We start from the raw sequence: 13,136 nt of genomic DNA, 5'->3' as shown, positions 1-13,136 counted from the left end.
CGTGGCGTGCTCACGACCAACCCGACCCATAAGCCTCAGCCGAGGCAGGCTCGCACGGCTTTGGTCAGGTTCGCCGCCCTCGGGTCGTCGGGCCGGAAGTTCCAGAGGTTGGTGACATAACCGAAGCCGACACCGGCGTCGGGATCCGCGAAGCCGATCGATCCGCCGGAACCCGGGTGCCCGAACGACCCAGGCCCGGTCATCGGCATCGGCGGGCAGGCCCGCCAGAACCCGAGCGACATGTTGAAGGAGCGGTCGGCCGGGATGTCCAGTCCCGGCGGCAGGCCGTGCATCGGTGTCCTGTCGGTCTGGACGGCGGTCATCTTCTTGACCGTCGCCCGATCGAGCAGCCGTACCCCGTCGACGGTGCTCACCGTGGCGGCGTACATCCGGGCCAGCGATCGTGCGTCGGTGAGCATGTTCGCGGCCGGGAACTCCGCCGCGCGCCAGGCGCGGGAGGAGAAGTAGTCGGTCGTGGGGTCCAGAGCACCGCCCAGCTCACCGGCCCTGGCCTGCACGGAGCCCGGGGCCCACAGGGCGGTGACCCAGCGGGTGACGGTGTCCGCGTCGAGTCCGGTCACCTTGATCATCCCCGCGATCAGTTCTTCCAGGGTGAACGGTGCGGCGTTGTGGATCTTGGCCACCCGGTGCTCTTGTCTCTCCGGCAGCCCGATCCAGGCACTGAGCCCGAGCGGGCGGGCGACTTCGTCGGCGAAGAACGTGCCCAGTGACTTGCCTGAGATCCGGCGCACGACTTCTCCGACCAGGAAACCGAAGGTGACGCTGTGGTAGACGTGTTCGGTTCCCGGTTTCCACAGCGGCTTCTGCGCTTCGAGCGCCCGGATGACCGGATGCCAGGCGCAGGCCTGCTCGAAGGTCAGCGGCCCGTCGACGAGCGGCAGGCCCGCCTGGTGCGACAGCAGCCAGCGCACCGTGATCCGCTCCTTGCCCGCGGCGCCGAACTCCGGCCAGTACCGGGCCACCGGGGCGTCCAGATCCAGTTCGCCGCGCTGCGCCAGCAGATGGGCGCAGATCGCGGTGGCACCCTTCGTCGTGGACGCGACCTGGACGATGGTGTTCCTGCGCCACGGCCGGTGGGTATCGCGATCGGCGAGACCGCCCCACAGGTTGACGACCGGGCGGCCGCCGACGTAGACGCTGCACGCCGCGCCGACTTCGCCGGGGCCGTCCTTGAAGTTCCTGCGGAAGACGTCGGCGACCTTCCCCCAGCCGTGCTCGACGTCGTCGCCACCATGGCCGCTCTCCGCCGCGTTGCCGCGCCCCGCGAGACCGGCGAGCGCACCGGCGGTGAGCGCTCCGGTCAACACGGTCCTGCGCCGGACGTGCCCCTGCTCGGATCTTCCGTCGACCATGTCGCGTCCCTCCTGGTGAAGCTCGGATGACTTGTCCGAGATCACGGTGGAGGAGTGCGCTGACGCGGTGCTGACACCGCCCTGACACGGCCGCCTTTGTCTTATCCCTCAGGAAGTCCTCGGGTGGTGACGACGCGCGCGCTGCCGTCGGCGAGGTGGTAGGAGAGTCCGGCGATGGCGGCTTCCCCGGCGTCGATCTTGTCGGCGAGCAGCCGGGAGCGGTCGGCCAGGAGGTCGACGGTGTTGCGGATGTGCTCGTCGATGATGTCGTCGTCGCCGGTGAGCCCGGCGGCGTGGGCGGCGAGGACACTCGGGGTGACCCGTTCGATGACGTCGCGGACGAAACTGTTGGTGCCGAGCCCTTCGGTCAGCGCCGCGCGGGTCGCGGCCACGGCGCCGCAGGAGTCATGGCCCAGCACGACGACCAGGGGACAGCCGAGGACGCTGACGGCGTACTCGATGCTGCCCAGCACCTCCGTGCCGGCCACGTGCCCGGCGGTGCGGACGACGAACAGGTCACCCAGACCGCGGTCGAAGATGATCTCGGCGGCCAGTCGCGAGTCCGAACAGCCGAAGAGAACGGCGAAGGGGCGCTGTACCGGGGCGGTTTCGGCCCGGCGGGTGGCGTCCTGGTTCGGGTGCTCCGGGGTGCCGGCGACGAACCGCCGGTTACCGGTGAGCAGAAGGTCGAAGGCCTCGGAGGGGGTCGGCGGCGCGTCGCTCATGAACCGGACATTACCGGCTGAGATCAAGATCAGCCGAGCGAGGCGGCCGACCCCGCACCGGCCGCAGGCACGCGGTGTGCGGTCCGGCGTCCGGGCAGGCTAGTTTGCCCGGATGAGTCTCCTCGATGACGTGGCCGAACGCGACGGCTGGCGGTGCTGGGTGTGCGACGAACCGGTCGACCCCGACATGTCGGTGAACGACGCTCGAGGACCCAGCGTCGACAGCAGGACCGCCGATCGGAAGGCCAAGATCGCCGAACGGCTCGCGCATCGCGGATGCAACACCCGCAAGGGCGCCGTCAAGGTGGTCATCGCCTGGCCGGACCGCCTGCACGTGGTCGAACCCGCGCCGTTGATCACCGTCGCCGGGAGGCTGGAGCGCAAGGGCGGCCGCGAGATGGTCGCCCGGTGTCCGACCGAGCAGGACGCTCGCGAGGCCGCGGACTGGCTGGTGGACCGGTTCTCGCGGCTGGTCCCCGGGCTGCCGGTGACCGCGGCCGTCGAGCCGGGCGGCGGGCAGTTCCTCGTCATCCTGGCCGCCGGGCGCCGCTGACCGCCGGGAACACCCGGGCGGCCTGGGCCGCGACCCCGGGGATGCCGGAGGTGATGAACGGCCCGCCGCCTGCGAAGTCCCCGACGACGGCCAGGCGCGGATCGGCCGGGACGAGACCGCCGTCGGGATGCGCGGTGGCCAGGCCACCCGCGAGCAGTGACGCGGTCAGGGGCTCAGCCGCCCGCGGTACGGCGTGCGGCGCCGGATTCACGGCGTTGACGACGACGTCCGCATTCGACGTCCCCGCGGCACCGTGCAACCTGAATCCCCCTTGTGCGGCCTGGATTTCCCGGATGCCCGCGGTGACGTGGAGTTGCCCGCTGTCCAGCAGCCGGAGCAGGATCGCCGCGTTCACCGGCACCATGGGCGAGACGAGGCTGCTCGCCAGGCGGGATCGCCGCCACAGCAGGGCACGGTCGGCCTCCGGCAGCAACCGCCAGGCCAAGGGGCCGACGGTGTGCGCCGTCTCTTGCAGGACACGGCGTCCGAGCGCGGGATCGTCCACAGTGGCCAGTTGGCGCCGCAGGCGTTCGGTGGGCGGTTCGGATTCCGCCGCGAGCAGATCGGCCACGACGTCGTCGAAGTCCTCTCCGGTTTCCGAGAGTTCGGAACGCAGCAGCCGGACGAGATCGTCGAGGGTGACCGTGCCCTTTTCGCGATGCAGCGCGGTCACCCGGTCCACCGTGACCTGTCGTGGGCGCCGGTCGAGCGGGCGCTGCCAGACGTGGGGGAGCAGACCGGTGCGCGACACCAGCGAGATCGGGCCCGTGTGCCCGCGCGCCGCGAGCGACACGACGACGTCGACCGCCGTCAGGCCGCTGCCGATGACCGCCACCCGGCTCCGGGCCGGGATCCGGTCGAGAGTGCGCGCCAGCGGGTACGGATCGGCGACGAACCCGGTGGCCCCGCCGAGTCCGTAGTGGTCGTGCGGTGTCCCTCCGCCCACGCAAAGCGTCACCCGGTCGGCTTCGTGCGCTCGTCCGTCGTCGGTGCGCAGGACGAGCCGTTCGCCGGCGCGGGCGATCGCGGTGACACGCCGTCCGATCACCCGGACCGTCACTTCGCGCTCCCGTAGCGCGGCGATCGCCGCCTCCGCGGTGTGTTCCAGGTAGCCGCCGTAGAGCGCGCGGGGAACAAGCGGCTGTCCCAGGAGTTCATCAAGGTGAGAGGCGCCACGCTCGCCCAGCCAGGCGGCGTAGTGCCCGAAGTCCGTGTGACGGATCGACATGAGGGCGGGTGGGGAGTTGACGAGCACGGTGTCCAGGTCCGGCCCGTACGGGCGGCCGCGCCACAACCGCGCGGACGGCTCGAAAACGGTGACGGTGGCGGGTCCGTCGGCGATCGCCGCCAGTGTGTCGAGCAGGGCGACCGTGGCCGCGCCCCCTCCGACGATTGCGATGTCCATGCCGGTGAGCCTCGCCGTGGCGGGGGCCGTGCTCCATCCCTCGCCCGCGGCGGATTCGCCGGGCAAGACCCCCTCGAACGAGGGATGGGCCCGGAGCGGGGGAGCGGGCATCGTCACCGAAGCACCGATCAGCAGGAGGAAGTTCTCGTGAGCGATCCACGCCGTCATGCCGGCGTCGTAGCGGCGGCCGAGCGCGCGGGCGGCGCGCTGGACCTGTTCACCCGCGCCTCGGCCAGGCTCCGGCGGCTCGTCCCGTTCGACGCGGCCGTGTGGACGGCGACCGACCCGGAAACCGGCTTGGTCACCGCGCCGATGCTGGTGGAGAACCTGGGCTCCGGTGAGGGATGCGGTGCGTACTGGGAGAGCGAGTTCCTGGAGGAGAACGTCCTCCCGTTCCGCGACCTCACCCGCGCGGCCGTCCCGGCGGCGGCGCTGTGTGCGGCGACCGGTGGCGTGCCCGCGCGCAGTGCGCGGTATCGGCGCCTGCTCGGGGCCCAAGGCGTGGACGACGAACTCCGTGCGGTGCTGCGCGTCGGCGACCGGCCGTGGGGGCTGGTCAGCCTGTTCCGCATGCACGGCGGCGCCGAGTTCGCGCCGGACGAGGTCGCCCTGCTCGCCGGGTTGTCCGAACCCCTCGCGGGACGGCTGCGCCGGTTCGCTCGTCCGTCCGGATCGGACGGTGCGGAGGGCTCTTCCGCGCCGGGACTGCTGCTGCTCGACCCGGATGGCGAGGCGACCTCGATCAACGAAGAGGCGCGGCGGTATCTCGCCCGGCTGCCTGACGGCCCGTCCGTTCCTTCGGCGCTGGGCCTGAACCTGCCGATCTGGGTGGCGGGCGCGGCGCTGCAGGCACGGGCGATCGCGCTGGGCCGGGATCGCGGCAGCGCCCGGGTCCGGATCCGCACCGTCGACGGCGTGTGGCTGACCTGCCACGCCTCCTGCCTCACCGGCCTCGACGGGAAACCGGGGCCGGTGGCGCTGGTCATCGAACCCGCGGCCGCCGCCGACCTCACGGGCATCGTCGCCGAGGCGTACGGGCTGACCCCGCGTGAACTCGAAGTCGCCCACCTCGTGGCGCGGGGCCTGCCCACCGCCGAGATCGCCTCGGCCCTGTTCCTCTCGCCCCACACCGTCCGCGACCACCTCAAGGCTCTCTTCGGCAAGACCGCGGTGTCCAGCCGTGTCGGGCTCGTCGCGCGGCTCTTCGCCGAACAGCACCGGCAGGCGACGACCTGACCGTGGTCAGCCGAAGCGGACTTCGGGGATCGCCGCCATCAGCCGCTCCCACTCGGGATACCTGGCGAGCTTGCCTTCGTAGACGGCGGTGATCTTCGCGGCCAGCTCCGGATCGGGGTCGTCGGAGACGGCGAGCCCGACGTGCAGCTTGCCGTAGTGCGGCAGGATTTCCGGATCTCCGGCCAGATGGACCGGGTCGTACATGTAGCGCTCGAAAGCGTCGAGGTCGGCGAGGCCGAAGGAGTAGCCGTGGGTGTAGCCCTCGGCCGGGTCGCCGAGGAGTCTGCCGACCGTGGAGAACGACAGTGACTCCACCGCCGCTGTCCGGCGGATCAGCGCCAGGGCCCGGGCCTTCTGGTCCTCGGTGCTCTCCTCGCGAAACGCGAAGCGCATGAACTGGACGATCAAGACTTCCTCCCGTAGATTGAACTCACGAGTTCAAAGTAGTGAACGGGCAGGTTCAGGTGCAAGACCGGATTTCGAAGCGCGAGGGGATCTTGGCCGTGGCCTTCACGGTCTTCGCTCGACGCGGTTACGCGCGAGCGTCCGTCCAGGAGATCGCGGACGAGGCGAAGGCCGCGAAACCCACCGTCTACAACCACTTCGGCGACAAGGAAACACTGTTCCGCGGCGCCATGGCGGCCGCCGCCGACAGTGTCGCCGCCGAGACGTTCGCCGCCATCGAACCGCTCCGCGAAACGGGTGCCGACGTCCGCGCGACCCTCGGCGTCGCGGCCACCGGGCTGCTGCGGATCTGTGCCGGCGAGCGTTCGCACGCGCTCCGGTCGCTGGCCTTCGCCGAACTGGCCACGTTCCCGGAGTTGGCGGTCGCCATGCAGGAACGCACGTCGGTGCACCTGACCGAGGCGCTGGCCGACCGGTTCGCCCGCCTCGCCCTTTCCGGCGCGCTCCGCCCCTGCGACCCGGACACGGCCGCCGAACACTTCCTCGCCCTGCTGATCGGACCGCTGGAATCACGCTCTCGCCTGGGCGCTCGCACACTCCCGGAGAAAGAACTCGAGGGCATCGCGGAATCGGCCGTCGACACCTTCGTCCGTGCCTACGGTTCCCAGGCCGGAACGCCGTCTTTGTCCAAAAAGGACTCGCCAGTGCCGGATAGCTCACAGTCCAGCTGGTGAGACGGAAGTGTCAAGGCTGGGTGCGGCGGTTTTCTTTCTTTAGGGTCCCTGATCGTCACCCGATCAGCTGACCCCGAGTAGGTGCTGTGCCCGATCCCTTGCTGCTGCCCGAAGGCGTCCCGCCGACGGCGGCGCGTTCACTGCCGTCCGCGGTGTGGCACGCGGTCCGGTCCAGTGGATGGACACTCACCTGCGCGATCGTCGTGGTGCTGATCCTGGTCATGGCGGTGGCCGCGGACCTGCTCGTCCTGGTCGAAGGACAGAGCCTGACCCCGGACATCGCCAACCTCGGGCCGACCGGGTTGCCGGCCGGATCCCTGGGCGGCGTCAGCGGATCCCACTGGTTCGGCGTGGAACCGCTCACCGGGATCGACCTGTTCGCCCTGGTGGCCCACGGTGCCAGGACGTCGTTGCTGGTCGGGCTCGGCGCGACGGCGCTGGCCACCGCCCTCGGCGTGGTGATCGGGGCGGCCGCGGGCTACCTCGGCGGCTGGTGGGACCGGGTGGTCACCTGGACCGCCGACGTGATCCTGGGTTTCCCGTACCTGATCTTCATGATCGCGCTCGGCGCGATGGCGCCACCCGACTTCCCGCGCCAGCCCTTGCTGATCGTCGTCCTCGGCCTCTTCGGCTGGCCGCGGGTCGCGCGGATCGTCCGCGCGCAGACGCTTTCACTGAGCGGCCGCGACTTCGTGTCGGCGGCCAAGGCGATGGGCGGGGGACCGTGGCACGTCTTCACCCGTGAGCTGCTGCCGAACCTGTGGGCGCCGGTCATCGTCGTGGCGAGCCTGTCGATCCCGTCGATGATCGGCAGCGAGGCCGCGCTTTCCTTCCTGGGGGTCGGTGTCCTGCCGCCGACCCCGAGCTGGGGCCGGACGATCAGCACCGCGATCGACTTCTTCGAGACCGATCCGCTGTACCTGGTGTTCCCGGGGCTGATGCTGTTCCTGGTCACCTTGGCGTTCAACGTCGTCGGCGACGCCGTGCGCGACACGCTCGACCCGCGGTCGGGAGGGCGGGACTGATGCGTGCCCTGCGCTTCGTGCTCGGCCGGTTCGCCGGCATGGTGCTCGTCCTGCTGATCGTCACCTTCGTGACGTTCGTGGTCTTCTACCTGCTGCCCGCCGACCCCGCCAGGATGGCCTGCGGTCGCCCCTGCTCCCCGGAAAGCCTCGCGCTGGCAAGGGAGTTCATGGGGTACGACGCGCCGTGGTACCGGCAGTTCGCCGAATTCCTCGGCGGCATCTTCGCCGGGCGGACGTTCGGCACCGGTGTCACCGCGATCCAGTGCGGTGCCCCGTGTTTCGGCTACGACTTCCAGAACAACGTCGAGGTGCTGACGGAGATCGGCGAACGGATCGAGGTGAGTTTCTCGGTCGCGCTCGGCGCCGCCGCCCTCTGGCTCGTCACCGGCGTCGGCCTCGGCGTGCTGTCGGCGTTGCGCCGGGGGAGCGCGGCCGATCGGATCACCATGGCGGTCGCGATGGCCGGGGTCTCCCTGCCCGCCTATCTCGCCGGGATGATCGGCATCACGGTCTTCGCGTTCGCGCTCGATGTCGTGCCCAAGAACGGCTACGTCCCGTTCGGCGAGGATCCGGTCCAGTGGGCCTGGCATCTCGTCCTGCCCTGGCTGGTGCTGGCCTTCCTGCACGCCGCGATCTACGCGCGGCTGACGCGGAGCCAGATGCTGGAGACGCTCGGCGAGGACTTCATCCGTACCGCGCGGGCCAAGGGGCTCACCGAGCGGAAGGTCGTCGGCAAGCACGCGCTGCGCAACGTTCTCCTGCCCGTGGTGACCGTGTTCGGCGTCGACCTCGGCGCCCTGCTCGCCGGGACCGTGATCACCGAACGGATCTTCGGGATGGCCGGGGTCGGCAGGCTGCTGGTCGACGCCATCGCCGCGATGAACCTGCCCGTCCTGCTCGGCGTCACGTTGTTCTCGGCGGTGCTCGTGACGGTCGTGAACTTCCTGGTCGACCTGGCTTATGGCGCGCTCGATCCGCGAGCCCGCCTGATCTGAAGGGGAAACGATGAAACGCAAGCCTTTGCTGAAGGCGGTCGCGGGGGCGGTCGCCGTCACGACGGTGCTGACCGCCTGCGGCGCCAACGACAAACCGGCGCAGGCCGGGGGCGAGGTCAAACCCGGTGGCACCGTCCGGCTCCTGAACGACAGCGCCACCCAGCAGTACGACCCGGCCAAGAGCGGAAGCCTGGTGGTCACCGCGCTCGGCCTGGTGCACCGCAGACTGACCTCGTGGAAGGTCGCCCCGGGGCAGGACACCACGATCGTCCCCGACCTCGCGACCGACACCGGCAGGCCGACCGAGGGCGGCAAGACCTGGACCTTCACCCTGAAGGACAACGTCAAGTACAACGACGGTTCGCCGATCAAGGCGCAGGACATCAAATGGGGGCTGGAGCGGACGTACGCCGCCGCGTTCTCCGGAGGCCTGACCTACCACAAGGACCTGCTGTCCCCGGGGCTCGCGTACAAGGGGCCGTTCGAGGGCGGCAAGGAGCTCGACTCGATCGAGACGCCCGACGACAAGACCATCGTGTTCCACCTCGCCCGCCCCTACGGCGACTGGAACTGGATCGCGAGCACACCCGCGTTTTCCCCGGTACCCAAGGGAAAGGGCGAGGAGGCGGACTACGGCAACCATCCGGTCGCGTCCGGGCCGTACGTACTGGAGAAGTACGAGCGCGGCAAGGAGGCGAGGCTCGTTCGGAACCCGCACTGGGACCGGGCGACCGACGACACCCGCAAGGCCAACCCGGACACCATCGTGTTCCAGCTCGGCCAGGACACCAGCGTCATCTCCAAGCGGCTGATCGACGACAGCGGTGACGACCAGAGCGCGTTCAGCATCCCGTTCGCCTCTCCCGCGCAGCTGGCCCAGATCCAGGCGAACCCGTCGGCGAAGTCCCGGATCGTCACCTCGGAATCGGGAGCGCTGGCGTACCTCACGCTGAACACGCAGCGCGGCAAACTCGTCGATCCCAAGGTGCGCCAGGCTTTCCAGTACGCGGTGGACAAGGCGGCGTACCAGGTCGCCAGCGCGGGCAACGCCCAGCTCGCCGGGGACGTCGCGACCACGCTGATCACGCCTGGTCTGCAGGGGCGCGAGCAGTTCGACCTGTACCCGGCACCGGCGAGCGGCGACCCGGAGAAGGCGAAGAAGCTGCTGGTCGAGGCAGGCCTGCCGAACGGTCTCGACGGCCTGGTCCTGGCCACCCGCAACGAGAACAGCTACCCGGAGAAGGCCGCCGCGATCCAGGCCGCGCTGGCGAGGGCGAACATCAAGATCACCATCAAGGCGCTCGACGAGGACACCTACACGTCCGAAGTGGACACCAAGGGGATCTCGGACTACGACCTGACGCTGACCTCGTGGCAGCCGGACATCCCGTCCGCCAACGCCAACATCCAGCCGCTGTTCCAGTCGACCGAGATCGGCAACGGCGGGGTCAACGAGTCGCGGTACAACAACCCCGAGGTCGACCGGCTGATCACCGAGGCGCAGGCGACGCTGGATCCCGCCGAGGCTGGGAAGAAGTGGGCGGCGCTGGACAAGAAGATCCTCGGTGACTCGCCGGTGGTCCCGCTGATCTACACCCGGAACTCGTTCCTGCACGGCTCGAAGTTCGGCAACGTCGTGATCGGCCGGTTCCCGGCGTACCCGGACTACCGCCAGTTCGGGCTGATCCAGTGACGGGGGCCTCGCCGTCCGGTGGACGGGCGGTGCCGGACGGCGAGGCCGCCCTCCTGGAGTTGCGCGAAGTCAGTGTCTCTTTCGGACGGACGAAGGCGGCGCGTTCGGTCTCCTGGTCGGTTTCGGCCGGTGAAGTCGTCGCGGTGGTCGGGGAATCCGGCTCGGGAAAGTCGGTCACCGCGCTGTCGCTGCTCGGGCTGCTGCCGCGGGACGCGGACGTTTCCGGCCGGGCGCTGCTGTCCGGCCGCGATCTCTACACACTGACGCCGGACGAGTTGCGCGCCGTCCGCGGCAACGAGATCGGCATGGTGTTCCAGGAACCGATGAGCGCGCTGAACCCGGTGTTCCCCATCGGGGAGCAGCTGATCGAGGCGATCCGCATCCATCAGGACCTGACGCCGAAGGCCGCCCGGCGGCGGGCGATCGAACTGCTCGGCTTGGTGGGACTGCCCGCTCCCGAACAACGGTTCCGGTCCTATCCGCACGAGCTGTCCGGCGGTCAGTTGCAGCGGATCGTGATCGCGATGGCGGTCGCGAACGAGCCGGAACTGCTGATCGCCGACGAACCGACGACGGCCCTCGACGTCACCGTGCAGGCCGAGATCCTCGAACTGCTGCGGGATCTGCGCGACCGGCTCGGCACGGCGATCCTGCTGATCACCCACGACATGGGCGTGGTGGCCGACATCGCCGACCGCGTCGTGGTGATGTACGACGGCCAGGTCGTCGAACAGGACGGCGTGGAGGAGATCTTCACCGCGCCGCGCGAGGACTACACCCGGCGGCTGCTCGGGTCGGTGGTCTCGCTCGGAGTCGCGGCGACGGAGGGTGTCGAGCGGGTGCTCGCGGCGGAGCCGGCCCTGTCGACCGGCCATCACGCCGCGACCGACCATCCCGCCACCCGGTCGGTGCGGGACGTCCCGGCGGTGGCGCCCTTGCTGGTGGTGGAAGACCTGTCCGTCACCTATCGCGGCCGTTTCCGGGCGATGGCGGTCCGGGCGGCGGACGGGGTGAGCCTGCACGTCGAACCCGGCGAGATCCTCGGTCTGGTGGGGGAGTCGGGGTCGGGGAAGAGCACCGTCGCCGGTGCCGTCACGGGCTTGATCGCGCCCACCTCGGGCACGGTCCGGATCGGCGGCGTCGACATCGCCCGCGCGAAGGGGCGAGCCGCCAAGGCGCTGCGCCGCCGGATCGGCGTGGTCTTCCAGGACCCGCTGTCCTCGCTCAACCCCCGGACGACCGTGGGCGACAGCGTGGCCACCCCGCTCCGGCTGCACCGCACCCACCGAGGGTCCGAAGTGGACGATCGGGTCGCCGGGCTCTTCGAGTCGGTACGGCTTTCCCCTGATCTGCGCGGCCGCTATCCGCACCAGCTGTCCGGAGGGCAGCGCCAGCGGGTGTGTGTGGCCCGGGCGCTCGCCCTCGATCCGGATCTGCTGGTGGCGGACGAGCCGACCAGCGCGCTCGACGTCACCATCCAGGCCCGGATCCTCGAGCTCCTGCGGACCTTGCAGAGCGAACTCGGTTTCGCCTGCCTGTTCATCAGCCACGACCTCGCCGTGGTCGAGCAGCTCGCCGACCGGGTCGCGGTGATGCACCGCGGCCATGTCGTGGAGCAGGGGCCGACGAAGGAGGTGCTCACCGACCCGGTGCACCCGTACACCCACCGCCTGCTGTCGGCCGCGCCGGTCGCCGACCCCGCGGCACAACGGCGACGGCGCGAAGCCTGGCGGCGGCTGACGAGAGGATCTTGACGCGCCGTACGTCCACAGTGAACGGACTGGCGCCCGGTGTGTTCGGGCGGCGATCATACGTGCTCAGAGACGGATCACGTCGCGAAAGCCACTTTCGGGACATCAGACGTCCCGAAAGTGGCTTTCGCGACACGGCCGCTCGGCATCGGACGCGGTGAAGGACGCCCAGGGTCAGAGGCCGTTCATGTACATCGCGTTTTCGGGGTACCGCTTGCCCTTCGTGATGCCGGCCGGGACCGCCGCGTCGAGCAGCGCCATGTCCTCGGGGCTGAGCCGCAGCGCGGCCGCCCGGAGATTTTCCTCCAGCGCGCACCGGCGTTTGGTGCCTGGTATCGGCACGACATCGCCACCTTTGGCCAGCAGCCACGCCAGGCATACCTGCGCCGGGGTCGCGTCGACCCGGGCGGCGACGACCCCGACCACGTCGACGGCGGCCTTGTTCGCGGAGAAGTTCTCGCGCTGGAAGCGAGGGTCTCTCCTGCGATAGTCGTCCTCGGCGTACTCCTCGGCGGGTTTGGCGGTTCCGGTCAGGAAACTGCGGCCCAGCGGGGAATAAGCGACCAGGCCGATGCCCAGTTCGCGCAGGACGGGCAGTATCTCGGCCTCGATGTGCCGCTCCCACAAGGCATACTCGGTCTGCAGAGCGGTCACGGGGGTGACCGCGTGCGCGCGGCGGATCGTGGCCGTCCCGGCTTCGGAAAGGCCGAAGTACCGGATCTTGCCCGCGGCCATCAGTTCGTTCGCGGCGCCCGCGACGTCCTCGATCGGAACCTTCGGATCGACCCGGTGCTGTGACAGCAGATCGATGTGGTCGGTGCGCAGCCGCGTGAGCATCGCGTCGACGGTACGACAGATGTGATCAGGCCTGCTGTTCAACTCGCCGCGGGTACCGTCCGGCGCGTACACCCAGCCGAACTTCGTGCAGACGAAGGCCTCGCCACGGCGGCCGCGCAATGCGGCGCCGAGCAGTTCTTCGTTGACGAACGGCCCGTAGACCTCCGCGGTGTCGAAGAAGGTACAGCCGAGGTCGAGTGCCCGGTGGACGGTGGCGATCGATTCGGCGTCGTCCGCGGCACCGTAGGCCTGGCTCATCCCGAAGCACCCGAGCCCGAGCGCGGACACGACGGGACCGTCGATCCCCAGGATCCGGGTGGGCAAGACATCGTTGTACGGCAACGGGGCCCCTTTCTGAGCCGGAGCACGGCCGAAGGTCGGGGTCCGGGATTCGTCGTGCGCTT

12 protein-coding genes are annotated in these 13,136 nt (G+C 70.1%); 7 read left to right on the top strand and 5 right to left on the bottom strand.

The window, feature by feature from the left end; genetic code table 11:
- Positions 1 to 35: 35 nt before the first annotated feature.
- Entirely contained in the window at positions 36 to 1,373 is a 1,338-nt protein-coding gene (locus ACLJRM_RS31440) for a serine hydrolase domain-containing protein (protein WP_410665112.1), read from the bottom strand.
- A gap of 101 nt (positions 1,374 to 1,474) precedes the next feature.
- Complete coding sequence (locus tag ACLJRM_RS31435) at positions 1,475 to 2,098, bottom strand: carbonic anhydrase (RefSeq protein WP_101607097.1); 624 nt, start codon at positions 2,096 to 2,098, stop codon at positions 1,475 to 1,477.
- Positions 2,099 to 2,210: 112 nt separating this feature from the next.
- On the opposite strand from ACLJRM_RS31435, the gene ACLJRM_RS31430 reads away from it, so the two are divergent.
- Complete coding sequence (locus ACLJRM_RS31430; protein ID WP_101607098.1) at positions 2,211 to 2,651, top strand: hypothetical protein; 441 nt, start codon at positions 2,211 to 2,213, stop codon at positions 2,649 to 2,651.
- Here the strand turns inward: ACLJRM_RS31430 and ACLJRM_RS31425 are convergent.
- The gene (locus tag ACLJRM_RS31425; protein WP_410665111.1) at positions 2,626 to 4,224 is read right to left on the bottom strand and encodes an FAD/NAD(P)-binding protein; all 1,599 of its coding nucleotides are present in this window, start codon (positions 4,222 to 4,224) and stop codon (positions 2,626 to 2,628) included. The two genes, ACLJRM_RS31430 and ACLJRM_RS31425, sit on opposite strands and share 26 nt — an antisense overlap.
- On the opposite strand from ACLJRM_RS31425, the gene ACLJRM_RS31420 reads away from it, so the two are divergent.
- A complete protein-coding gene (locus ACLJRM_RS31420; protein WP_410665110.1) occupies positions 4,204 to 5,292 on the top strand; it encodes a response regulator transcription factor in 1,089 nt (362 codons plus the stop codon). The two genes, ACLJRM_RS31425 and ACLJRM_RS31420, sit on opposite strands and share 21 nt — an antisense overlap.
- Before the next feature lie 6 nt (positions 5,293 to 5,298).
- Here the strand turns inward: ACLJRM_RS31420 and ACLJRM_RS31415 are convergent, their stop codons facing one another.
- The gene (locus ACLJRM_RS31415) at positions 5,299 to 5,685 is read right to left on the bottom strand and encodes a Dabb family protein (RefSeq protein WP_410665109.1); all 387 of its coding nucleotides are present in this window, start codon (positions 5,683 to 5,685) and stop codon (positions 5,299 to 5,301) included.
- A 110-nt stretch (positions 5,686 to 5,795) separates the two neighbouring features.
- Here ACLJRM_RS31415 and ACLJRM_RS31410 point away from each other — a divergent pair, with 110 nt between their 5' ends.
- The 5 genes from ACLJRM_RS31410 to ACLJRM_RS31390 all read left to right on the top strand — a co-directional run bounded on the left by ACLJRM_RS31410 (position 5,796) and on the right by ACLJRM_RS31390 (position 11,898).
- Positions 5,796 to 6,431, top strand: a complete 636-nt coding sequence (locus tag ACLJRM_RS31410) for a TetR/AcrR family transcriptional regulator (protein ID WP_410665108.1) — start codon at positions 5,796 to 5,798, stop codon at positions 6,429 to 6,431.
- Positions 6,432 to 6,517: 86 nt separating this feature from the next.
- Positions 6,518 to 7,456 carry an ABC transporter permease gene (locus tag ACLJRM_RS31405; protein ID WP_101607102.1) on the top strand — a complete coding sequence of 313 codons (939 nt, stop codon included), beginning with the start codon at positions 6,518 to 6,520 and terminating at the stop codon, positions 7,454 to 7,456.
- Positions 7,456 to 8,451 (top strand): ABC transporter permease, encoded by a 996-nt coding sequence (locus tag ACLJRM_RS31400; RefSeq protein WP_101607103.1) that lies wholly within the window; start codon positions 7,456 to 7,458, stop codon positions 8,449 to 8,451. Before ACLJRM_RS31405 ends, ACLJRM_RS31400 begins: the two co-directional genes overlap by 1 nt.
- A 10-nt stretch (positions 8,452 to 8,461) precedes the next feature.
- Positions 8,462 to 10,144 carry an ABC transporter substrate-binding protein gene (locus ACLJRM_RS31395; RefSeq protein ID WP_410665107.1) on the top strand — a complete coding sequence of 561 codons (1,683 nt, stop codon included), beginning with the start codon at positions 8,462 to 8,464 and terminating at the stop codon, positions 10,142 to 10,144.
- Positions 10,145 to 10,173: 29 nt separating this feature from the next.
- Complete coding sequence (locus ACLJRM_RS31390) at positions 10,174 to 11,898, top strand: ABC transporter ATP-binding protein (protein WP_410665106.1); 1,725 nt, start codon at positions 10,174 to 10,176, stop codon at positions 11,896 to 11,898.
- 171 nt (positions 11,899 to 12,069) lie between these two features.
- Here ACLJRM_RS31390 and ACLJRM_RS31385 read toward each other — a convergent pair whose 3' ends face one another.
- Positions 12,070 to 13,074, bottom strand: coding sequence for an aldo/keto reductase (locus tag ACLJRM_RS31385; RefSeq protein WP_410665105.1), 1,005 nt, complete (start codon positions 13,072 to 13,074; stop codon positions 12,070 to 12,072).
- Between the last annotated feature and the right edge of the window lie 62 nt (positions 13,075 to 13,136).

The sequence above is a fragment of the Amycolatopsis sp. lyj-84 genome, assembly GCF_046549075.1.
Lineage (GTDB): Bacteria > Actinomycetota > Actinomycetes > Mycobacteriales > Pseudonocardiaceae > Amycolatopsis.
This window is presented reverse-complemented; position numbering and strand designations above follow the sequence as displayed.

What these genes read in the sequence shown, in the direction of transcription:
- ACLJRM_RS31415 (WP_410665109.1), bottom strand. Translation starts at nt 5,685, where the DNA reads ATGCGCTTCGCGTTTCGCGAGGAGAGCACCGAGGACCAGAAGGCCCGG.
- ACLJRM_RS31395 (WP_410665107.1), top strand. Translation starts at nt 8,462, where the DNA reads ATGAAACGCAAGCCTTTGCTGAAGGCGGTCGCGGGGGCGGTCGCCGTC.
- ACLJRM_RS31440 (WP_410665112.1), bottom strand. Translation starts at nt 1,373, where the DNA reads ATGGTCGACGGAAGATCCGAGCAGGGGCACGTCCGGCGCAGGACCGTG.
- ACLJRM_RS31425 (WP_410665111.1), bottom strand. Translation starts at nt 4,224, where the DNA reads ATGACGGCGTGGATCGCTCACGAGAACTTCCTCCTGCTGATCGGTGCT.
- ACLJRM_RS31400 (WP_101607103.1), top strand. Translation starts at nt 7,456, where the DNA reads ATGCGTGCCCTGCGCTTCGTGCTCGGCCGGTTCGCCGGCATGGTGCTC.
- ACLJRM_RS31435 (WP_101607097.1), bottom strand. Translation starts at nt 2,098, where the DNA reads ATGAGCGACGCGCCGCCGACCCCCTCCGAGGCCTTCGACCTTCTGCTC.
- ACLJRM_RS31430 (WP_101607098.1), top strand. Translation starts at nt 2,211, where the DNA reads ATGAGTCTCCTCGATGACGTGGCCGAACGCGACGGCTGGCGGTGCTGG.